Consider the following 22,209-nt stretch of genomic DNA (forward strand, 5'->3'; position numbering starts at 1 on the left):
GCATTTCCATTATGCGCTTATTTTCGGAACTAGAAGATGCTCCGGTTCTAGTTGCTAACGGGTATGGTGATATTCTGCTTGCCAATACGCACGCACAAAGGCGGTTTGGTGCCGAAGCCGAAAAACCACTGACCTTGTGCCTGCGGTCGACATTTTCGAACCCGCAAGCAGTTTTGTTCAGGCTGCAATCTCAGGCACATTTGAGCGGCCGTGCATACGAGGAATTTCCCAGCAATGCCAACATGATGGCTGTAACAGTTTTCCGATTGAGACCCGAGGTATACTGCTGGCGCTTTCAGGAATGCGACGACAAAAGCTGCCGAGAGTTAACCATCCCGGTTCTCTCCGTTGGACGCAAAGGTGAAATCCTGCAGTTCAATTCTGTCGCCGAAAAGATGTTTGGGGCTGATCTTGGCGATTTTCAGGACCTGTTTTGTGGTGGGGCGCCAAGTGTGGGGGCGATCAACCAGGTTCGAACTCGAAATGGTGTGGATTCGGTTGCCGTTGCCGAATTGTCCTCATCCGGGTCGCATCGGCGATTGGGATTGATCCCTATACAACTGTCTTCACCTCCCGGGGCAGGCGCGTCGATTGAGGATCTGCCAGTGCCAATCCTTAACTTGTCTTCGGATGGCACAATTCTTGACACTAACAGGCTGGCTGCAAAGCTCTTGGGGAAAGACAGCCTCAAGGGAACCTGCATCAATGAAATTATGCGGGGGCTGCGCATACCACTTCGCGATTGGCTGGCGCAAACGGCTTCGGACGAAGACGTGCCGCGATCAGAGTTCCTGCAGTTGATCCGGGATGACAAAGAGGTCTTTGTGCAAGTCACTTTGAGCAAAGCTGCCATAGAGGGCAAGGCGGGTCTGATCGCCGTCTTGAATGATGCCACCGAGCTGAAAACACTGGAGGCGCAGTTTGTCCAGGGCCAGAAAATGCAAGCCGTGGGACAGTTGGCCGGCGGCGTGGCGCATGATTTCAACAACCTGTTGACGGCAATCTCGGGTCATTGCGACTTGTTGCTGCTGCGGCATGATCAAAATGACCCAGACTATGGAGATCTGGTGCAGATCAATCAGAACGCCAACCGCGCAGCAGCATTGGTCAGCCAGCTCTTGGCGTTTTCCCGGAAACAAACGCTAAGGCCCGAAGTTCTTGATCTGCGCGACACGATTTCGGACCTCATTCACCTTTTGAACAGATTGGTGGGCGAAAAGGTTCAGTTGACGCTCAGCCACGATCCAGTTCTCAAACCGGTGCGCGCTGACAAGCGGCAATTGGAACAGGTTTTGATGAACCTTGTGGTCAATGCCCGAGACGCGATGCCTGAAGGTGGCGAGATTCGCATTGAGACTGAGGTCATGCGTCTGTCACACCCTCTCAGCCGCGATCGTGCAACGGTGCATCCCGAAGAATATGTAACGGTAAAGGTGGTGGACAGCGGGTCAGGTATACCGGCTGACAAGCTGCAAAAAGTGTTTGAGCCTTTCTATACAACGAAACGCACGGGTGAAGGCACTGGGTTAGGGCTTTCGACCGTTTATGGCATTGTGAAACAAACCGGAGGTTTTATCTTTATCGACAGTGTGATGGGGCGTGGTACAGAGTTCACGGTCATTTTGCCGATTTGCACCGCCGCTGACGAGGTCGAAGAAAAAACTTCTGACCAACCCGACCCACAACGCACGCGGCAAGGCGAAGGGGTTGTGCTTTTGGTCGAAGACGAAGCGCCGGTACGCGCCTTTGCAACGCGCGCATTGCGTTTGAAAGGGTATACGGTGCTTGAGGCGGACTCGGCGGAAGAGGCGCTCAGGTTGCTTGAGGATACCACTTTGAATGTGGATGTCTTTGTAACCGACGTGGTTATGCCGGGTATGGACGGGCCAACCTGGGTGCGCAAAGCGCACGAAACACGCCCGGACGCGCGGGTCGTGTTTGTCTCGGGCTATACCGAGGGCGCGTTCGGCGAATCTGGATCGGGTATCGCTAATTCGACATTCCTGCCCAAACCGTTCTCACTTAATCAACTGACCGAGGCCGTTTTTCAACAATTGAACTGATTACAACGCCGCATCGTGGATCGCAAATTCGGCGGCGAACCTGTTGCGGAATCGGCTTTCCGTATCTTTTGACAAGTTCAGGTTTGCGGCAGGCGACACGTTTTCAAGCGGCAAGTCGATTTCCATGTTTAGCCGTGTCTGCAGGAATTCCAGAATCCGGGTTTGGTTTTCGTATTTGAAGATATGCGTAGCACCACGACCGTTGCTGCGGGTGCGGAAGAACTGGCTTTGGCTGCCAACATCGGCGAACTCGGGACGCTTGTCTTGCATATAAGCTTGGACGAAAGCGTCGAAACTAACATCATGTGTGGAATGAGGGTGTCCAATCAGGTCATCGCGGTTGCGAAACCGATACCAGCTGCCCAGCCAATCGATGGGTTCACGGACGACAGCCATTATTTCCATTTCTGTATCGTACATTTTCAGGAAGATGTTCTGAAAAAAACGATCAAATCGGCGCACCGGCGCATGTTTCAACTCAGGAGGATGTGTCACAACAAAATCCGCTCGGTCACGCAATGCACTGTGATACGCCGTGCTGCCGGTTTTTGGAACGGCAAGAAAAGCCAGACGTTCTTCATAAAAAACAAGCATATATCGCGTTCCGCTTCAATCTGATCCTCTGAGCAGATTGTCGTAAACGACTCTTTAACACAATTGCAGAAGAGTGAGTTCTGTAAGTTTTAGTTGAAATGTTCTCTTTTTGGTCCCATAAGGAACAAGAGGCGAACAAAGCAGCGATTGCCGCCCGATCAAGGGTGTGACAAAAGGGAAGGCGACAGGACAATGGCGGATCTTCTGACAATGAGCGACAAGAAAAACGCAGACAAGCAAAAGGCGCTCGACAGCGCACTGGCCCAGATCGAACGGCAATTCGGTAAGGGTTCGATCATGAAGCTGGGCGAAGGTGCCAAGCAGGATATCGAAGCAAGCTCGACCGGCTCTCTGGGACTGGATATCGCGCTGGGAATCGGTGGTCTGCCAATGGGGCGGATTGTTGAAATTTATGGCCCGGAAAGCTCGGGCAAAACGACTCTGACGCTGCACTGTATTGCCGAACAACAAAAACGTGGAGGTGTGTGCGCCTTTGTTGATGCAGAGCACGCATTGGACCCGCAATATGCTCGCAAACTGGGCGTCGATTTGGATGAGTTGCTGATCTCGCAGCCGGACACTGGTGAACAGGCACTGGAAATCACCGATACGCTGGTGCGTTCGGGGGCGGTCAACATGGTCGTGGTCGACTCGGTGGCCGCTCTGACGCCGAAATCCGAGCTGGAAGGCGATATGGGCGACAGTAATGTTGGCGTTCAGGCCCGTCTAATGAGCCAGGCGATGCGTAAGCTGACGGGTTCGATCAGTCGTTCGAACTGCATGGTGATCTTCATCAACCAGATCCGGATGAAAATCGGCGTGATGTTCGGCAGCCCGGAAACCACCACCGGTGGTAACGCGCTGAAATTCTACAGCTCGGTGCGTCTGGATATCCGCCGCATCGGTGCGATCAAGGATCGGGATGAGGTTGTCGGCAACCAGACCCGCGTCAAAGTCGTCAAGAACAAGGTTGCGCCGCCGTTCAAACAGGTCGAATTCGACATCATGTACGGCGAAGGCATCTCAAAAATGGGTGAGCTGCTGGACCTCGGTGTCAAAGCAGGCGTGGTTGAAAAGTCAGGCTCATGGTTCAGCTATGGCGATGAACGGATCGGGCAGGGGCGTGAAAATGCCAAGCAATACTTGCGCGACAACAACCGGATCGCATTTGAGATCGAAGATAAGATCCGCGCCGCGCATGGGTTGGATTTCGATATGCCTCCGGGTGCTGCTGAGGATGACGATATCCTGGAAGCTTAAAGGCCGCAGAACGGAGCAAGATCATTCGGTGGGTTTCGTTTCAAACAGAATAGGAAACTCCTGTAACAAGGCGGTCCATAGGATCGCCTTGCCGCATTCTGGCACACCTCTGCTGTGGACACTTTTCTGACAGGGGGATAAACCTGCGGAGACCAAGATTTATGTGCGCCGAGAGAGCCCAATGCCAACCCTGAACGATATCCGATCGACCTTTCTGAATTACTTTGAAAAACAGGGGCATGAGGTTGTGGCATCCAGCCCGCTGGTTCCACGCAACGACCCAACGCTGATGTTCGTGAATTCTGGCATGGTCCAGTTCAAGAACCTGTTCACTGGTTTGGAAACCCGCGACTACACACGTGCCACAACCGCCCAGAAATGTGTGCGGGCCGGTGGCAAACATAACGACCTCGACAATGTGGGCTATACCGCGCGTCACCACACGTTTTTCGAGATGCTGGGTAACTTTTCCTTTGGCGACTATTTCAAGCATGAAGCAATCCCGTTCGCTTGGAACCTGATTACCAAGGAATTCGGCATAGACAAAAACCGCCTGCTGACCACCGTCTATCACACCGATGACGAAGCGTTTGAGATCTGGAAAAAGGTCGGTGTTCCCGAGGACCGCATCATCCGCATCGCCACCAATGATAATTTTTGGCAGATGGGCCCGACCGGTCCCTGCGGACCGTGCACCGAGATTTTCTATGACCATGGCGATCACATCTGGGGAGGCCCTCCGGGATCGGCCGAAGAAGATGGTGATCGTTTCATCGAAATCTGGAACGTCGTCTTCATGCAGAACGAGCAGTTCGAAGATGGTTCGATGGTCGAACTGGACATGCAGTCCATTGACACTGGCATGGGGCTGGAGCGGATCGGTGCGTTGTTGCAGGGCAGCCATGACAACTATGACACTGATCTATTCAAAACCCTGATCGAGGCGTCTGCAGATGCGACCGGCGTGGATCCCTATGGGAATCAAAACGTGCATCACCGCGTCATTGCGGACCACCTGCGATCGACCTCGTTCCTGATTGCCGATGGCGTCATGCCCAGCAATGATGGGCGCGGTTACGTTCTGCGGCGGATCATGCGCCGTGCCATGCGCCATGCGCACCTATTGGGGGCCAAGGATCCGGTGATGCACCGCCTTGTTCCAACGCTGGTGCAGCAGATGGGCGGGCATTACGCGGAACTGACGCAGGCCCAGCCCCTGATTGAAGAGACTTTGTTGCTTGAAGAAACTAAGTTCAAGCAAACACTGGATCGCGGCTTGAAGCTGTTGGATGACGAGGTAGCCGGGCTTGCCGAAGGCGCGCCTTTGCCAGGGGCTGCGGCCTTCAAACTCTATGACACCTATGGCTTCCCGTTGGACTTGACGCAGGATGCGCTGCGCGAGAAGGGTCGCGCCGTGGATACCCACGGGTTTGATTCTGCGATGGCAGAGCAAAAAGCCAAGGCGCGGGCGGCTTGGGCCGGGTCCGGCGAAGCTGCAGATCAGGCCGTGTGGTTTGATGTCTTAGATACGGCAGGTGCGACAGATTTCTTGGGCTACGAGACCGAGAAGGCCGAAGCGCAGGTTGCCGCGTTGGTCGTGGAAGGCACTCTCGTCGATGCGATCAAGGCCGGTGGCAGCGGCTGGGTTGTCGTGAACCAGACCCCGTTTTATGGCGAGGCCGGTGGTCAAATCGGTGACACCGGAGAATTGCGCCGCGTTGATGATCGCGACGACCTAAGCCGCGTGGATGACACCAAAAAGTTTGCCGATGGCAAAGTCTATGCGCATAAGGTTACAGTCGAAAACGGCACACTCTCCAAAGGGGACGCGGTCGAGCTTGAGGTCGATCACGCCCGCCGATCCGCCATTCGGGCCAACCATTCGGCCACACACCTGCTGCACGAAGCGTTGCGGGAGGCGCTGGGGGATCATGTGGCGCAGCGCGGCTCGCTGAATGCGGCGGATCGCTTGCGGTTTGACTTCAGCCATTCCAAAGCACTGAGCCTTGAGGAAATCCAAAAGGTCGAACGCGAAGTGAACAGCTTCATTCGCCAGAACTCAACCGTCGAAACCCGGGTCATGACACCCGACGACGCGCGCGAACTGGGGGCGCAGGCGCTGTTTGGAGAGAAATACGGCGACGAAGTACGTGTTGTCTCGATGGGCAAGGCCCCGACCGGCAAGGGACAGGATGGTGAAACATGGTCGATAGAACTGTGCGGCGGTACTCATGTGCGCCAGACAGGGGATATCGGCACTTTTGTGGTACTGGGCGACAGCGCCAGCAGTGCCGGTGTACGCCGGATCGAAGCGCTGACCGGGGACGAGGCCAACCGTTACCTCTCGGCCCAAGATCACCGGCTTGCTCAGGTGGCGCTGGAACTGAAAGCGCAGCCAGATGACGTGGTCGCCCGTGTGAAAGGACTGTTGGACGAACGCAAATCCTTGCAGAACGAAGTAGCTCAACTGCGTCGCGATCTGGCAATGGCCGGAGGCGCCGGACAGGGCGGCGGGGCTGATGCGCGTGACGTCAACGGTGTAAAATTCCTGGCCCAAACGCTCAGCGGAGTTTCGGGTAAGGATCTTCCCGCGCTGATCGACGAACACAAGGCCCGCCTGGGGTCGGGTGCAGTCCTTCTTATTGCAGATACGGGAGGCAAGGCAGCGGTTGCAGCCGGTGTAACGGAAGACCTGACCGGGACCGTTTCGGCGGTAGATCTGGTCAAAGCTGCTGTCGTCGAATTGGGCGGCAAGGGCGGTGGTGGCCGACCGGATATGGCCCAAGGCGGCGGCAAGGACGCATCGAATGCAGAAGCCGCAATTAAGGCCGCGGAACAAGTAATGGGAGGTTAAGATGGCAGCACTCTGGATCGCGCATGTAACGGTAACGGACGCCGAGGCATACGGAAAATACGCTGAACTGGCCGGACCAGCCATTGCCAAGCACGGTGGTGAATTCATAGCGCGCGCCGCACGGTATGTTCAGCTGGAAGGAAAAGAGCGGCCCCGCAACGTGGTCGCCCGATTCCCTTCTTTGGAGGCAGCGGTCGAGTGCTACAACTCAGACGAGTACCAACAGGCGCTGAATCACGCCCGAACCGCCAGTGAACGAGAGTTGGTCGTGGTCGAGATCACCGAATAAGTGTAGAACATAACGCTGTTTTGCTGGTTTCAGCAGTTTTCAGCTTAATGTTGGGTATCGAGCCCTTAGAGCAGCCTGCATTTGCAGGCTGTTTTTTTATTCTACTTTATTACAAAATCTTACGTCGCCTTCTTAATGTTTTTTTCCGCGTGAGTTTTCCAGAATTGTGGCGACTCTATCCAATTTCCCACCCGAAATTGTCAAATTGTAGAACGAATTTTCGCCCTTTTTCTTTTGCAGGTTCTCTATGATTGCGACTGAGGCCCGTTCAGCGATAGGTTCAAGAAGTGGAATATAGTCCTGCGGTATCGGCAATCATACGAATGATACTGAACCAGGGAATAGGCATGACATCATTGATCAAAACGACCAACGAACAGATTGCAAAGGTTTTGACCGCTGCCGCGTGTGTCATTGGCCTTGGGGTCGTGTTCCTGGCTTCGCCTATTAGCACAACAGATGCCCAGGCGTCGGAAGGGCGCTTTATTCCTGCTGTTGCTTCTTCACCGCCACCGTCCGGAGCGATAAACCTGTGTGATCAGTACCGTTGGGCATGTACGGCGAAACGTTCGGCGGCCCTGTCCAGTCAACAAGAACTAAAGGTTGTCGAACAAATAAACCGGCGGGTGAACAGATCCACCCGTGAAATTACTGATCAATCTCAATATAAAACTCGCGAACGGTGGGCGCTGCCGACGGCCCTTGGGGGTGACTGCGAGGATTTTGCGCTTCTGAAAAAGCGAGAGCTGGTTCATGCCGGTGTCGATCCAAACAAACTTTTGATCGCCACAGTTTTGGACACGCGCCGTATCCCACATGCGGTTCTGGTTTACCGGTCGGATCAAGGAGATCTTATCCTGGACAACCAAACCAATCGCATCAAACCCTGGGCAGCTACACGTTACCTGTTTCTGCGGATGCAAGACCCGAAACGGCCCAGTGGATGGGTCGGCATCTACGGGCACAGCTAAGGCTAGTGTGTATTTTTAACTTTGGGTATTTGATTCACGGGCGCAAGGTTATTACGCGCCCGTAATCTCTTCTTAGCTCACCTTGGTACTTCGAAATTTTGCACCAACCAAACCGGCAACGACAAATATTTATTCGTCAAAAAAGCAGGCCTTCGAATAAGGTTCAGCGACCAAGTTAGCTTGCGATCACCGCAACTCTTCGCCGGGTTCTTCGCCACCGGGTTCTTCGCCACCGGGTTCTTCGCCACCAGGCTCTTCACCACCAGGCTCTTCGCCACCGGGCTCTTCACCACCGGGCTCTTCACCACCGGGCTCTTCGCCACCGGGCTGTTCACCACCGGGCTGTTCGCCATCTGGCTCGCCCCCACGTGGTCCTTCTCCTCCTGGAGTTTCTCCTCCGGTGGTTTCCGGACTTCCGCTCGGACCAGATGGGCCCGGCCCGCCAGTAAGGCCTGTATCTTGGCCTTCATTTGCTGGACCATCCCCCGCTCTCTGATCGGAAGCGCCGATTGATGCTGTGGGAAGGTCAGTCAGCAAATCCGCAAGCGGCGAGCACTCTGCGCCCAAGCGTGCAACGATCTCCTGAAAATCAGCCCGACGCTGGATATAGCGCAGCATCCCGGATGTAACTGAATCGCATTCGCAAAGCACTCCAGGAGAACCAGCAGACTGGCGCGCCGTTTTGACAGTACACGCCCCACTTGCAAAAGCTTCGGTTACAGGAGCGACCACAAAAGTCGTGGCGGCTAAAAAAACTGGTAACTTAAGGGAACGAAAAACCATCATTAACTCCTTGGAACTCGGTACCTATCACGTGCATCCCTATGCACCATTATTTTGGTCGTGTGAGTGAAGATCATCACACTTCGGGCACATTTACACCTTGAGATCGACTTAATCGCAATATGTGGGAAGGGAGAATGGGGCAAAATTAATACAATTTAAGGTAGAAAAGCACATGTTTTCAAGAAAAAGCCGGGCGTTTTGCCCGGCTCTCCGAATTTCGTTTTTTGACCCATAGGAAGCAAAAATGCCACAGTATCGCCATTGTTTCCCATTTGGGTCGATACAGGCGCAGGTTGATCAGGCCGATTTCGCCATTCGTTTGCGTTCGTGCGGATCCAAAAAGCGTTTGCGCAGCCGCACAGCGTTCGGCGTCACCTCGACCAATTCGTCGTCATCGATATAGGCGATGGCTTCTTCCAACGAAAATTGAACGTGAGGCGTCAGGCGTACTGCATCGTCCGAACCGCTTGCGCGGACGTTGGTGAGTTTCTTGCCCTTGAGCGGATTGACTTCCAGGTCGTTGTCGCGCGAATGCTCTCCGATCACCATGCCCTGATAGACGTCGGTCTGAGGGCCAACGAACATGCGGCCGCGCTCTTCCAGATTCCAGAGCGCATAAGCCACGGCCTGGCCGTTTTCCATCGAGATCAGAACGCCCGCGCGACGGCCCGGGATTTGACCTTTATGTGGGGCCCAGTCGTGGAACACTCGGTTTAGAACACCTGTGCCACGTGTATCCGTCAAAAACTCGCCGTGATACCCGATCAGACCGCGCGAAGGTACATGCGCGATGATGCGTGTTTTGCCAGCACCGGCAGGGCGCATTTCGACCAACTCACCTTTTCGCGCACCTGTAATCTTTTCGATGACCGAGCCAGAATACTCATCATCCACGTCGATTGTGACTTCCTCGATCGGTTCCAGCCGCTGGCCGTTTTCTTCGCGGAACAAAACCTGTGGGCGCGAGATACTAAGTTCGAAACCCTCGCGGCGCATGTTCTCGATCAGAACACCCATTTGCAGTTCGCCGCGGCCGGCAACTTCGAACGCTTCACCACCCGGCGTGTCGGTAATCCGGATCGCAACGTTCGACTCGGCTTCTTTCATGAGCCGGTCGCGGATGACGCGGGACTGAACCTTTTTACCGTCGCGGCCAGCCAACGGAGAGTCGTTGATACCAAAGGTCACGGTGATGGTTGGCGGGTCGATGGGCTGCGCGGGCAGCGCCTCTTCGACCTGCGGCGAAACCAGCGAATCCGCCACGGTTGCCTTACTCATGCCTGCAATGGTTACGATGTCACCAGCTTCGGCTACGTCGATGGGCTGTTGCGCCAAGCCGCGGAATGCCAGGATCTTCGAGGCTCGGAAGTTTTCGATCAGCGTGCCGTCGCGGCTAAGAGCCTTCAGGCTGTCACCCGCCTTCAAAGTTCCGCTTTCGACGCGACCGGTCAGAATGCGGCCGATGAACGGGTCGCTGCCAAGGGTCGTGGCCAGCATCCGGAACGGTTGGTCTTTTTGATCGACCTGCTTGGGGGCAGGGACGTGATCGACGATCAGATCGAACAGTGCGCTCAGATCCTTGCGGGGACCGTCCAGTTCCATATCCGCCCAGCCAGAACGGCCCGAAGCATACATGGCCGGAAAATCCAGCTGGTCGTCATCGGCGCCAAGGTTGGCAAACAGGTCGAAACATTCGTCCAGAGCGCGGTCAGGCTCGGCATCGGGTTTGTCGACCTTGTTCAGAACTACGATCGGGCGCAGACCTAACGCTAGCGCCTTGGAGGTCACAAACTTGGTCTGCGGCATAGGGCCTTCCGCGGCATCGACCAGCAGAACCACGCCGTCGACCATGCTGAGAATCCGTTCAACCTCGCCACCGAAATCGGCGTGACCGGGGGTGTCGACGATGTTAATGCGGGTGCCATTCCATTCGACGGATGTTGCCTTAGCCAGAATGGTTATTCCGCGTTCGCGTTCCAGGTCATTACTGTCCATGGCTCGTTCTGCCACAGCTTGGTTTTCCCGGAACGCACCGGATTGTTTGAGAAGCTCATCCACCAGGGTCGTTTTGCCGTGGTCCACGTGAGCGATGATTGCGATGTTGCGCAGGTCCATGAGAGGTCAGCCTTTGAACGGGAAGTTGTCGCGCGCATAACGCGGCGCGGCAAAATATACCAGCCCTAACCGCAGATCAGTGGCCAGCAGTCTTCGAAAACAAGTGAATGATCAGAATTCCGGCCAGAATCATGGTCAGTCAAAGTATTGCAGGCCAATCCAGCTTTTGACCGAAAACCACAAACCCGATGAGCGCGATCAGAACAATGCCCAGGCCGGACCAGATTGCATAGACAATGCCCACGGGCATGGATTTCAGGGTTAGTCCCAGCAAGTAGAAAGCAACACCATACCCCAAAATGACAAGAACGGACGGCCAAAACCGGGTGAACTGCTGGCTCGCCTGTAGGGCGGTTGTGCCAATGGTTTCCGCCATAACGGCCAATAACAAAAACAGATAGGCTTGAGGCATTGCAGTCTCGCGGGGCTATAGGTTTTCAGCACCTCGAACACAGAATGTGTGGACAAGGCAAGGTCAGTCTCAAAGTTTAACTTCCGTCGGGTCAGGTATACCTTACTGTTATCAGCCTAGAATAAGTGTAAGATACTCCACATATTTTATTAATTGTTAATGAGTTTTGTTCGATGACGACATTCGCAAAGTCGATCGTTTTTGTTTCTGGTCTGATAGTGGCAGTTGGGTGGCTTGCTGACGGGGGGTCCGTCGATAATGAAGCAGCCGGTGTGGTTCAACAGTTTGATGGTAGTCGTGTTTTTTAACGCCACTCAGAACTAAGAAGGGAAAAGGAGCCTTTGGGCTCCTTTTTTCTGTTATGCGTCTAACGGCGTCGCTTCGAAACTTTGGAAAAATGCCGCAAGTTGCGGGTGAAGCCAGTTCCATAGTTCAGGTGCTCCGGCTGTAATGGAGGGTTCAACCCGCGCTTTGAGCTGGGCGAGGGTAACGTTGTAGTCCGCCCACGACCCACCACCGTTTTCCAGATTGGCTATCGGTGTTTGAAAACGATCTACAGCCTTTGCGAACCTTGCGTCTGTACTCTTGGCGGCTTCGAACTCGAGCCACATATCCGTGAAATGCGCCTGCTGCATGTCCGGTAATAAGCCAAACAATCGCTGAGCTGCGGCCTGTTCCATAGCTTCTTGTTCGGCGTGATTCACCTGTCCGTGAATAGGGTGATCTCCGGCGTCGATTTCGACGATATCGTGCAGAAGAAGCATCTGAAGCACACGATCCACGTTAATTTCCGATTGCGCGTGCTCAGCCAAAACCCAAGCGTAGAGCATGATATGCCACGAATGCTCGGCAGAGTTCTCAAACCGATCCCCGGCCATCAGACGCGACGCGCGGACAACTGATTTCAGTTTGTCCGCCTCGGCCAAAAACGCGATGCGCGTTGAGAATGCGTTTTCTTCGGTTGGTGATCCGGCCAACAAGGCCGTGGCATGGTGATAAGCAAGCGGGAAAACCTGTGAAAGATAGGCCGCGCGACCGCCATCCAGATTGGCCCGTGCAATTTTCACATGGTCCGGGTGAGGGTCCGAAGCGCACAGAACCTGAAACAGCGGCTGACACCGATCCAGGATTTTGGCAAATTGCGCGTCCGGTGTCTGATCCGATTCGAATTCCTGCCACAAAGACAGGAATGTCTGTGCTTGATCCCGGGGCAGTAACCCAAACAGTTCTGAGGCGGCGGCCTGTTCCGCCTCAGCCAGATGATCCCAGTCGGTTTCCAAGTGAATAGGATGGTCGCCAACCACGATCTCGACCAGATCGTGTAACAGCAACATACGGATGACTCGATCAATTGATACATCTGGCCCCGCCAAGGGGGCCATGACCAAGGCCCAAAGCGCCAGATGCCAGCTGTGTTCGGCAGAGTTTTCAGGCCGGGACTGATTGAGCAGGACATTTGCCCGCTCAACCATCTTCAACATGTCGGCCCGTTTTAAAAACGCAATTTGTGCCGACAACCGTTCCGTCATTGTTTTTCGATCGCTTTTTGTTTCGAGCGATGCGCAGCCAGGCGTTTGATGACAAACTGCCTGGCTTTGCGTTCCGCCAAGCGCACGCGGATTTCGGTCAAGTAGGCCTCTTCCAGCGATTGTGAAGCGGCCCCAAGAACTTCGCCGACCTCGACAAAGAAACGGTCTTCGCCAGTTTCGTCCATAACCTTCATCGTGTCTTCGGCCAGTTTGGCCGCAAGAGTTGTGATGGTGTCGGACATTAGCGGGTGTTCTCGGTCAGGCGACGTTTCACATAGTCACTGACATCGGTGATCAACGTGTCCATGTGGCGATCCTGGAAGAAGTGGTCTGCGCCCTCGACCTCGGTGTGGGTGATCGTGATGCCTTTTTGTTCGTGCAACTTGTTCACCAGTGACGTGGTATCCGCCGGTGGGGCCACGCGGTCGGCTGATCCGTTAATGATCAGGCCCGAAGACGGGCAGGGCGCCAAGAACGAAAAGTCGTACATGTTGGCTGGGGGCGATACACTGATAAAGCCGGTAATCTCGGGACGGCGCATCAGCAATTGCATGCCGATCCATGCCCCAAACGAAAACCCTGCGACCCAGCAGTGTTTCGAATTGTTGTTCATGGATTGCAGATAATCCAGCGCCGAGGCCGCATCGCTCAGCTCACCTACACCCTGATCATACTCGCCCTGACTGCGGCCAACGCCACGGAAGTTGAAGCGAAGCACGGTGAAGCCCATGTTGTAGAAGGCATAGTGCAGGTTATAGACCACCTTGTTGTTCATGGTCCCGCCAAATTGTGGATGCGGGTGAAGCACGATTGCGATCGGTGCGTCTTTTTCCTTTTGCGGGTGGTAGCGGCCTTCCAGGCGGCCTTCGGGTCCGGGAAAAATCACCTCGGGCATGTGTGCTTTGGTCCTGTCTTTTTCGTACGGGCGCCCGGATATACTTGACGATAATCGTCGGACACCTTAGAACGGTTCTAATTACATAACGTTGCGCGTCAGCGCTGTCAGTCGGAGATACGCACTGGCAGCGTCGGCGTCAATGATTTCGCGCAAATCCTGCTGAGAAGGGGCTAAATATGAAGCTGTCGACCAAAGGCCGATATGCGATGGTTGCCTTGGCGGATATTGCGTTGCAGCCAAAAGACCGGCTTGTAACCCTTGGCGAGATCTCAGAGCGCCAGGATGTGTCGCTGCCTTATCTGGAACAGCTCTTTGTCAAACTTCGTCGCGCCGAGCTGGTGTCTTCAGTCCGTGGCCCGGGCGGCGGGTATCGTCTTGCGCGTCCCGCGTCGGAAATCCGTGTGGTCGAAATTTTGGCAGCAGTGGACGAAACGGTAGATGCTTTGCAGAAAGGGGCCGGGGCCTCTGGTGCGTCTTCAGGCAGCCGGGCGCAATCCCTGACCAACCGCCTTTGGGAAAGCCTGAGCGCGCATGTCTATGTGTTTTTGCATCAGACGCGCCTGTCTGACGTGATCAAGAACGACCTGGCTCCATGCCCCGCAGTGCCGAGCCTGTTCTCGGTGGTGGACGAGTAAGACGAAAAGGCGGCACCGTCATATGAAATCTGCTGGCAAAAAGATGCATCCATGAATCGTGTTTATCTGGATCATAACGCAACAACACCACTGCGCCCTGAGGCACGAGAGGCGATGATTGCCGCGATGGAAGTCTGCGGAAATCCGTCCTCTGTTCATGCCGAGGGCCGAGCTGCAAAGGCACTTGTCGAACGGGCGCGTGCACAGGTTGCAGCTGCTTTCGGTGCTGATGGTGCGGATATCGTTTTCACTTCGGGTTCGACCGAGGGCGCGGCATTAACTTTGGCCGGGCGCAATTTGCATGGTGCCGCAGTTGAACATGATGCGGTAAGGGCTTGGATCCATGAGGATCTTCCGGTTTCTGCGGCCGGAGAGGTTCTGGTTGAGACACCAGAGGCTTCAACCGTTCAACTGGCAAATTCCGAGACTGGTATCGTTCAGACATTACCGCCCGGATTGGCTGTGACAGATGCCACGCAGGCATTTGGAAAGCTGCCGATTGCGTTTAATTGGATGTATGCCCAGATGGCTTTGGTCTCGGCGCATAAACTTGGCGGACCCAAGGGTGTTGGTGCCGTTGTGATGAAGCGCGGTACCGACCTGCCAGCTCTGATTAAGGGCGGAGGCCAGGAAATGGGGCGCCGCTCCGGCACTGAAAATGTCATTGGAATCGCTGGTTTCGGAGCCGCAGCTGAAGCCGCGGCACGTGACTTGGCGGATGGCGTTTGGGAGCAAATCGAAGAATTTAGAAATATTCTAGAAAACGCTCTTGAGGCCGCTGTAAAATCACCTATTTTTGTCGGGAAAGGGCGGCAACGCCTGCCGAACACCCTGTGTTTTGCCGCACCGGGATGGAAGGGTGAAACCCAGGTCATGCAGATGGATCTGTCGGGTTTTGCGGTCAGTGCGGGCTCTGCCTGTTCCAGCGGCAAGGTTCGTGCCAGCGCGGTGCTCACCGCAATGGGTTTTGACGAGGTGACAGCCAGCAGCGCAATCCGCGTTTCGCTGGGCCCTCGGACAACGAAAGAAGATGTGCTGCGTTTCGCCGAAACGTGGCTTGAAAAAGAGAAAAAGCATCGCGCGCGGGCCGCGTGATCTGACGGAGGGTAAGTTATGGCCGCTTTGGACCAGACCCAGGTGAAAGAGGGTGTCGATCAGGAAACCGTGGATGCGGTACGCGAGGTCGGAACCTACAAGTACGGCTGGGACACTGATATTGAGATGGAGTACGCGCCGAAAGGTGTGAACCCGGATATCGTCCGTCTGATCTCGGAGAAGAACGAAGAGCCAGAGTGGATGACCGAATGGCGCTTGGCCGCGTTCGAGCGCTGGACCAAGATGAACGAACCAAAATGGGCGATGGTCAACTACCCTGAAATCGATTTCCAGAACCAGTATTACTATGCGCGTCCGAAATCGATGGAAGAAAAGCCAAAGTCTCTGGATGAGGTCGATCCCAAGCTGCTGGCCACATATGAAAAGCTTGGTATCCCACTGAAAGAACAGATGATTCTGGCTGGTGTCGAAGGCGCTGAAGACGCGCCTGCCGAAGGGCGCAAGGTTGCTGTGGACGCGGTGTTCGACTCGGTTTCTGTAGGTACGACCTTTCAGGCCGAACTGAAAAAGGCCGGGGTGATCTTCTGCTCGATCTCGGAAGCGATCAAAGAACACCCCGAGTTGGTCAAGAAATATCTTGGGACTGTCGTCCCAGTTTCGGACAACTTTTATGCGACACTGAACTCGGCTGTGTTTTCGGATGGGTCTTTTGTCTACATCCCGCCGGGCGTTCGGTGCCCGATGGAGCTGAGCACCTATTTCCGCATCAACGCCGAAAACACTGGCCAGTTCGAACGCACGCTGATCATCGCTGACAAGGGCTCGTACGTCTCTTATCTGGAAGGCTGCACTGCGCCCCAGCGTGATACGGCGCAGCTGCACGCGGCTGTTGTCGAGATCATCGTCGAAGAAGACGCCGAGGTGAAGTATTCGACCGTGCAAAACTGGTTCCCAGGGGATGAGAATGGCAAGGGTGGCATCTATAACTTTGTGACCAAACGCGCCGATTGCCGGGGCGATCGTTCCAAAGTCATGTGGACACAGGTGGAAACTGGGTCTGCCGTGACCTGGAAATACCCGTCCTGCATCCTCCGCGGCAATGAAAGCCAAGGCGAGTTCTACTCGATTGCGATTGCCAACAACTATCAGCAGGCCGACACCGGCACCAAGATGGTTCATCTGGGCAAGAACACCAAATCGCGCATTGTGTCCAAAGGCATCAGCGCAGGTAAAGCGCAGAACACCTATCGCGGTCTGGTCTCGATGCATCCGAAAGCTAAAGACAGCCGGAACTACACGCAGTGTGACAGTCTGTTGATCGGAGATAAATGCGGCGCGCATACGGTTCCGTATATTGAGGTCAAGAACAACTCGTCCCGCGTTGAGCATGAGGCGACGACGTCGAAAGTGGATGACGATCAACTGTTCTATTGCCGTCAGCGCGGCATGGACGAGGAAGAGGCCGTTGCGCTGGTTGTGAACGGGTTCTGCAAGGACGTATTGCAGGCGCTGCCGATGGAATTTGCCATGGAAGCGCAGCAGCTGGTGGCGATCTCGCTTGAGGGGAGCGTCGGCTAACAATGCGCCCGCGTTCCAAGATCAAACGGTTTGTTGACCGCACGGTTGCCAAACTATTTGTCAGCTTATGCGGCCCGTTCGTGCGGTATTGCGATGCCGGCGGTCAATTTCTGTTGTTCGAAGTGTCCAATCCACGTGATGTGATCCAAGGACGTCATTTTTGGGGTGATGGGTATGAGTTGGGTCTGCTCCAAGACATATCGCGCTATCTGCCGAAAAACGCGCAAATCGCTGATATTGGAGCCAATATTGGTAACCATGCAGTGTATTGGGGGCGCGTGTGTGCAACTAAGATCGTACGTGTGATCGAAGTTAACCCGGACGCTATCGCCATCTTGAAGCGCAACATCAAGCTTAACGGCCTGGAAGATGTTGTTGACAGTTCGAAACTGGGTGTTGGAGCAGGGCGCGAGGCTGCGTCTGGCTTTGAGCTTAAGCCAGAGGCGGGCAATCTAGGCGGCACGCAATTGACACTGGGATCTGGAAATCTGCGGGTAGAGCCCGGTGATACGCTTTTAGAAGGTATGACACCGGATCTGATCAAGATCGACGTTGAGGGCATGGAGCTGGACGTGTTGGCAGGGTTGTCCCGCACGGTGGCTGCGACGCGCCCCATCATCTTTGTCGAGGTAGATCACAAAAACCGCGCGTTCTTTCAGAAATGGATGGCCGAGCAAAACTACGAAACTCTTCGGAGCTTTGGGCAAGACCGCGACAATGAAAACTTCCTGATCGTTCCGGCCGAAAAGGCCGACACGTTCAAATCGAAATGACACCCGCGCAAGATGACGCGCGAATAGAGATGAGAGCCGAGGAAAATATGCTGGAAATCAAGAATCTGCACGTGCAGCTTGAAGAAGAAGACAAGCAAATTCTCAAAGGTGTGGACCTGACGGTTGAGGCCGGCAAGGTGCATGCGATCATGGGGCCCAATGGGTCGGGTAAGTCGACGCTCAGCTATGTTCTGTCCGGTCGCGACGGTTACGAGGTGACCGAAGGCTCGGCCACGCTGGACGGCGAAGACCTGTTGGAAATGGAACCGGAAGAGCGCGCCGCTGCGGGTGTATTCCTGGCGTTCCAGTACCCGGTGGAAATTCCGGGCGTTGGCAATATGACCTTCCTGCGGACTGCAGTGAATGCGCAACGCAAGGCACGTGGCGAAGAAGAGCTGTCGGCCGCCGACTTCCTGAAAGAAGTGCGCGCGAAGGCGAAAACTCTGAAGATCGACGCTGACATGTTGAAGCGTCCGGTCAATGTTGGCTTTTCGGGCGGTGAGAAAAAGCGCAACGAAATACTTCAGATGGCCATGCTGGAACCTAAGATGTGCATCATGGACGAGACAGACTCGGGCCTTGACGTGGATGCGATGAAGCTGGTGGCCGAAGGTGTGAATGCCCTGCGCGATGAAGGCCGTGGTTTCCTGGTGATCACGCACTACCAGCGTCTTTTGGATCACATCAAACCGGACGTCGTGCACATTATGGCCAATGGTCGTATCGTCAAGACCGGCGGTCCGGACCTCGCGCTTGAGGTCGAAAACAACGGTTATGCTGACATTCTTGCCGAGGTGAACTGATGGCCTTGCCCGAAGCAAAACAAACCGCAACCGAGGCGCGGCTATCTGCGCTGACCATGCCTGACGCAGGTTGCACGCGTGCCGCGCGCGAAGACGCTCTGGCACGTGTGCTTGAAACTGGCCTGCCTAACCGTCGCGACGAATACTGGAAATACACCCAACCTGACACTTTGGTGTCGCCCGAAGCGATGCCTGCTGCTGTCTTCTCAGATGATGAGCCGTTGGTATTCAGTGAGTTCGACCGGCTGAATATCGTTTTCGTGGACGGTGTATTCAGTGCCGAGAAATCGGATGATCTGTCGATGGAAGGTGTAAGCATCGACCGGCTTGAAGACATCTGCTGCAAAGACATTCACTGGGCCAAGGACCTGTATGGCGTTCTGGAAGCCCGCGGTCAGGTACCGGTCCAGCGCCCGCTGGCAGCGCTGAACACGGCATTTGCGTCGGATGGTGTTGCCATTCACGTGACAGGCAAACCGTCCAAACCGATCAACCTGATCTATCGCCACGCTTCGCCGACGTCAGACGCGATCCTGCATCACGTGGTTCGGGTGGAAAGCGGGGCCGAGGCGACCATCCTTGAAACAGGTCCAGCAGCCTCGCGCTTTAACAAATGCATGGAAATCGACATTGCCGACAAGGGTACGCTGCATCATGTCCGTGCACAGGGCAGGGACCATGAGCGTCGCGCGGCGACCCATATGTTCACACGTCTGGGCACGGAATCGGTCTATAAATCCTTCACTTTGACGGTGAATGGCGTTCTGACCCGCAATGAACAGGTTGTAGAACTAACCGGCGACGATGCGGTTGCGCATGTGGCGGGGGCCTGCGTTGGCGATGGCGAGTTTCACCATGACGACACAGTCTTCATCACGCATGACGCAGTGAATTGTGAAAGCCGTCAGGTGTTCAAGAAAGTGCTGCGCAACGGTGCGACCGGCGTGTTCCAAGGCAAGATTCTTGTGAAGGAAGGGGCTCAGAAAACCGACGGCTACCAGATCAGCCAGTCGCTGCTTCTGGATGACGACAGCCAGTTCCTAGCCAAACCCGAGCTTGAGATTTACGCCGATGATGTGGCGTGTTCGCATGGCTCGACTTCGGGCGCGATTGATGAAACTGCGCTGTTTTACCTGCGTTCGCGCGGAGTTCCGACCAAGGACGCGACCAATATGCTGACACTTGCATTCCTGGCCGAAGCGGTGGACGAAATCGAAGACAGCGCGTTGGCAGAAGCGATTGTCAGCCGTCTGGAGGGGTGGCTCGCCCGCCGCAGCTGATGGCTCTTTCGTCAGATATATTGGCAACATACCGGGGGCCGGGGCGCGTTGTGCGTCGGCTTCTGGATTTGGGGCCTCGTGAAGACCGCGCGCTAGTGTTTGTCATGGGCTTTTGCATCGTCGCGTTTATTGCGCAGATGCCAGGGCTCGCACGGCAGGCTCATCTGGAAGGTGTTGAACTGAATATGTTGCTGGGCGGTGCGCTGCTGGGCACCGTGTTCATCTTGCCGTTGTTCTTCTACACGCTGGCTTTGGTCTCGCATTGGGCCGCGCGCCTTGTTGGCGGAAAGGGCTCTGCTTATGGGGCAAGGCTGGCCCTGTTCTGGGCGCTGCTTTCGTCTGCACCGCTGGTTTTGCTCAACGGTCTGGTGGCCGGGTTCATCGGACCCGGACCTGCTTTGTCAATTGTAGGCTTCCTGTGGGTTGCTGTTTTTGTCTGGTTCTGGTTATCCGGTCTCAGGCAAGTACAAAGGGCGGCTGAATGACTATTCCACCACTAGGTCCACTGGCTGTTCTGACGCTCAGACGGCCTGCCGAAGCGGCCCGTCAGATTTTGGCCCTGGATATGGGGCGAGAAGCAGTCTGGCTAAGCTTTTTCCTTGTGGTGGTCTTCAATTGCCTGATCCAACTCAGCACTGATCTGATCATCCCGACACCGGACGCCCAACTGACCCCCGAGGCAGAAAGCATCCCATTCATCCTGATCCGATCAGCCGGTGCGATGCTATTGAGCGTTGTCGCCTTTCTGTTGGTCGGGCGGGTGCTTGGGGGAAATGCAACGCTTTCCGGCCTGTTGACCCTCATGATCTGGCTGAGTTTTCTACAAAGCGGTGCTTTGCTGGCTATGGTCATCACCAGCGTGACAATACCCGCCCTGACGCTTTTGTTGCTGCTGGCGACCCTGGGGTGGAGCCTGTACATAACGCTCCATTTTTTAAACGAGGCGCATCAGTTCGGCTCACTCGGCAAGGCTTTTGCCGTGGTCCTGCTGGCCGCGATCGTCGCCTTGCCCATTGTTCTGATGTTCACCCCAACCGGACCTGTCTAGGAAATACGCTTATGTATGATGTGCAGAAAATCCGCTCTGACTTTCCGATCCTGTCGCGTCAGGTCAATGGCAAGCCTTTGACCTATCTGGATAATGGCGCTTCGGCTCAGAAGCCACGGGTCGTCATAGACGCTGTGACGCGGGCGTATGCCGAGGAATATTCCAACGTCCATCGCGGTCTGCACTACCTGTCCAACCTTGCGACCGAGAAATACGAATCCGTGCGCGGCACCATCGCCCGCTTTCTTGGCGCATCTAATGAAGACGAAATCGTCCTGAACTCGGGCACGACCGAAGGGATCAACCTTGTCGCTTACGGCTGGGCAATGCCGCGCCTTGAAGCCGGGGATGAGATCGTTCTGAGCGTCATGGAACATCACGCCAACATCGTGCCCTGGCATTTTCTGCGGGAACGGCAAGGCGTTGTTCTGAAATGGGTTGATGTGGATACAGAGGGTGGGCTGGACCCTCAGGCCGTGATTGATGCGATTGGCCCAAAGACCAAGCTGGTCGCGGTGACCCAGTGTTCAAACGTGCTGGGTACTGTCGTGGATGTCAAAGCCATCACAGATGGCGCCCATGCCAAAGGCGTTCCGGTTCTGGTCGATGGCAGCCAGGGTGCAGTCCATATGCCGGTGAATGTCGAAGAGATCGGCTGTGATTTCTACGCGATCACAGGTCACAAGCTCTATGGTCCCTCAGGTTCCGGAGCGATCTTTATCAAATCTGAACGCATGCAAGAAATGCGCCCCTTTATTGGCGGCGGGGACATGATCAAAGAGGTCAGCAAAGATCAGGTCATTTATAACGATCCACCAATGAAGTTCGAAGCTGGCACGCCGGGTATCGTTCAGACGATAGGTTTGGGCGTGGCCTTGGACTACATGATGGATCTGGGAATGGCGAACATTGCAGCTCATGAATCCAGCCTTCGCGATTATGCCATGCAGCGATTGATGGGCTTGAACTGGTTGCAGGTTCAAGGCACGCGCCCCGACAAGGCCGCTATCTTCAGCTTTACACTGGACGGGGCGGGGCATGCCCATGATGTGTCGACCATCCTGGACAAAAAAGGCGTCGCTGTTCGCGCAGGTCATCACTGCGCCGGGCCACTGATGGACCACCTGGGTGTAACTGCAACATGCCGCGCCAGTTTCGGTCTGTATAACACCACGGAAGAGGTCGACATTCTGATCGATGCCCTTGAATTGGCACATGATCTTTTCGCCTGACTTTGATCCGAAACTGGGCGCAACGGGCACGAT

Annotated in this window: 20 protein-coding genes and 1 pseudogene; 14 read left to right on the forward strand and 7 right to left on the reverse strand. The window is 55.2% G+C overall.

Annotated features, from left to right (window positions below):
• Nucleotides 1-11: 11 nt before the first annotated feature.
• Entirely contained in the window at nucleotides 12-2,063 is a 2,052-nt protein-coding gene (locus I9187_RS07530; RefSeq protein ID WP_245223153.1) for an ATP-binding protein, read from the forward strand.
• Here I9187_RS07530 and I9187_RS07535 read toward each other — a convergent pair whose 3' ends face one another.
• Nucleotides 2,064-2,657: a sulfotransferase family 2 domain-containing protein gene (locus I9187_RS07535; RefSeq protein ID WP_171174090.1), complete on the reverse strand. Its 594-nt coding sequence runs from the start codon at nucleotides 2,655-2,657 to the stop codon at nucleotides 2,064-2,066.
• 192 nt (nucleotides 2,658-2,849) lie between these two features.
• Here I9187_RS07535 and recA point away from each other — a divergent pair, with 192 nt between their 5' ends.
• The 4 genes from recA (at nucleotide 2,850) to I9187_RS07555 (ending at nucleotide 8,031) form a co-directional block, all read left to right on the forward strand.
• On the forward strand, nucleotides 2,850-3,917 hold the full coding sequence (gene recA / locus I9187_RS07540; RefSeq protein ID WP_171174088.1) for a recombinase RecA: 1,068 nt from the start codon (nucleotides 2,850-2,852) through the stop codon (nucleotides 3,915-3,917).
• Nucleotides 3,918-4,098: 181 nt separating this feature from the next.
• Nucleotides 4,099-6,771 (forward strand): alanine--tRNA ligase, encoded by a 2,673-nt coding sequence (gene alaS / locus I9187_RS07545; RefSeq protein WP_171174086.1) that lies wholly within the window; start codon nucleotides 4,099-4,101, stop codon nucleotides 6,769-6,771.
• A gap of 1 nt (nucleotide 6,772) precedes the next feature.
• Nucleotides 6,773-7,060 carry a DUF1330 domain-containing protein gene (locus tag I9187_RS07550; protein ID WP_171174084.1) on the forward strand — a complete coding sequence of 96 codons (288 nt, stop codon included), beginning with the start codon at nucleotides 6,773-6,775 and terminating at the stop codon, nucleotides 7,058-7,060.
• Nucleotides 7,061-7,407: 347 nt separating this feature from the next.
• Nucleotides 7,408-8,031: a transglutaminase-like cysteine peptidase gene (locus I9187_RS07555; RefSeq protein WP_171174082.1), complete on the forward strand. Its 624-nt coding sequence runs from the start codon at nucleotides 7,408-7,410 to the stop codon at nucleotides 8,029-8,031.
• A gap of 186 nt (nucleotides 8,032-8,217) precedes the next feature.
• Here I9187_RS07555 and I9187_RS07560 read toward each other — a convergent pair whose 3' ends face one another.
• The 6 genes and pseudogenes from I9187_RS07560 to I9187_RS07585 all read right to left on the reverse strand — a co-directional run bounded on the left by I9187_RS07560 (nucleotide 8,218) and on the right by I9187_RS07585 (nucleotide 13,768).
• Nucleotides 8,218-8,649 (reverse strand): hypothetical protein, encoded by a 432-nt coding sequence (locus I9187_RS07560; RefSeq protein ID WP_171174080.1) that lies wholly within the window; start codon nucleotides 8,647-8,649, stop codon nucleotides 8,218-8,220.
• A 465-nt stretch (nucleotides 8,650-9,114) separates the two neighbouring features.
• Entirely contained in the window at nucleotides 9,115-10,932 is a 1,818-nt protein-coding gene (gene typA, locus I9187_RS07565; RefSeq protein ID WP_171174078.1) for a translational GTPase TypA, read from the reverse strand.
• 76 nt (nucleotides 10,933-11,008) lie between these two features.
• Nucleotides 11,009-11,344: pseudogene (locus I9187_RS07570) on the reverse strand (SMR family transporter).
• Nucleotides 11,345-11,703: 359 nt separating this feature from the next.
• Complete coding sequence (locus I9187_RS07575; RefSeq protein ID WP_171174074.1) at nucleotides 11,704-12,873, reverse strand: HD domain-containing protein; 1,170 nt, start codon at nucleotides 12,871-12,873, stop codon at nucleotides 11,704-11,706.
• On the reverse strand, nucleotides 12,870-13,115 hold the full coding sequence (locus I9187_RS07580; RefSeq protein ID WP_171174072.1) for a hypothetical protein: 246 nt from the start codon (nucleotides 13,113-13,115) through the stop codon (nucleotides 12,870-12,872). Before I9187_RS07580 ends, I9187_RS07575 begins: the two co-directional genes overlap by 4 nt.
• Nucleotides 13,115-13,768, reverse strand: coding sequence for an alpha/beta hydrolase (locus I9187_RS07585; RefSeq protein WP_171174070.1), 654 nt, complete (start codon nucleotides 13,766-13,768; stop codon nucleotides 13,115-13,117). Before I9187_RS07585 ends, I9187_RS07580 begins: the two co-directional genes overlap by 1 nt.
• Nucleotides 13,769-13,947: 179 nt before the next feature.
• On the opposite strand from I9187_RS07585, the gene I9187_RS07590 reads away from it, so the two are divergent.
• Genes I9187_RS07590 through I9187_RS07630 form a run of 9 tightly spaced genes read left to right on the forward strand, consistent with a single transcriptional unit; the run spans nucleotide 13,948 to nucleotide 22,176 of the window.
• On the forward strand, nucleotides 13,948-14,406 hold the full coding sequence (locus I9187_RS07590; protein ID WP_171174068.1) for an Rrf2 family transcriptional regulator: 459 nt from the start codon (nucleotides 13,948-13,950) through the stop codon (nucleotides 14,404-14,406).
• Nucleotides 14,407-14,457: 51 nt separating this feature from the next.
• On the forward strand, nucleotides 14,458-15,501 hold the full coding sequence (locus I9187_RS07595) for an aminotransferase class V-fold PLP-dependent enzyme (RefSeq protein ID WP_171174066.1): 1,044 nt from the start codon (nucleotides 14,458-14,460) through the stop codon (nucleotides 15,499-15,501).
• A gap of 18 nt (nucleotides 15,502-15,519) precedes the next feature.
• Entirely contained in the window at nucleotides 15,520-17,040 is a 1,521-nt protein-coding gene (sufB, locus tag I9187_RS07600; RefSeq protein WP_171234249.1) for a Fe-S cluster assembly protein SufB, read from the forward strand.
• Between the two features lie 2 nt (nucleotides 17,041-17,042).
• Nucleotides 17,043-17,813, forward strand: a complete 771-nt coding sequence (locus I9187_RS07605) for an FkbM family methyltransferase (RefSeq protein ID WP_209940129.1) — start codon at nucleotides 17,043-17,045, stop codon at nucleotides 17,811-17,813.
• 47 nt (nucleotides 17,814-17,860) lie between these two features.
• Complete coding sequence (gene sufC, locus I9187_RS07610) at nucleotides 17,861-18,616, forward strand: Fe-S cluster assembly ATPase SufC (protein ID WP_171176171.1); 756 nt, start codon at nucleotides 17,861-17,863, stop codon at nucleotides 18,614-18,616.
• Nucleotides 18,616-19,896 carry a SufD family Fe-S cluster assembly protein gene (locus tag I9187_RS07615; RefSeq protein WP_209509263.1) on the forward strand — a complete coding sequence of 427 codons (1,281 nt, stop codon included), beginning with the start codon at nucleotides 18,616-18,618 and terminating at the stop codon, nucleotides 19,894-19,896. The genes sufC and I9187_RS07615 overlap by 1 nt, the downstream gene beginning before the upstream one ends.
• Nucleotides 19,896-20,381, forward strand: a complete 486-nt coding sequence (locus I9187_RS07620) for a YIP1 family protein (protein WP_171174059.1) — start codon at nucleotides 19,896-19,898, stop codon at nucleotides 20,379-20,381. The genes I9187_RS07615 and I9187_RS07620 overlap by 1 nt, the downstream gene beginning before the upstream one ends.
• Entirely contained in the window at nucleotides 20,378-20,944 is a 567-nt protein-coding gene (locus tag I9187_RS07625; protein WP_171174057.1) for a YIP1 family protein, read from the forward strand. The genes I9187_RS07620 and I9187_RS07625 overlap by 4 nt, the downstream gene beginning before the upstream one ends.
• A gap of 11 nt (nucleotides 20,945-20,955) precedes the next feature.
• The gene (locus I9187_RS07630) at nucleotides 20,956-22,176 is read left to right on the forward strand and encodes a cysteine desulfurase (RefSeq protein WP_171619046.1); all 1,221 of its coding nucleotides are present in this window, start codon (nucleotides 20,956-20,958) and stop codon (nucleotides 22,174-22,176) included.
• Nucleotides 22,177-22,209 lie beyond the last annotated feature (33 nt).

Origin of the sequence: Ruegeria sp. HKCCE4148, from assembly GCF_017872495.1 — a bacterium.
Lineage (GTDB): Bacteria > Pseudomonadota > Alphaproteobacteria > Rhodobacterales > Rhodobacteraceae > Ruegeria.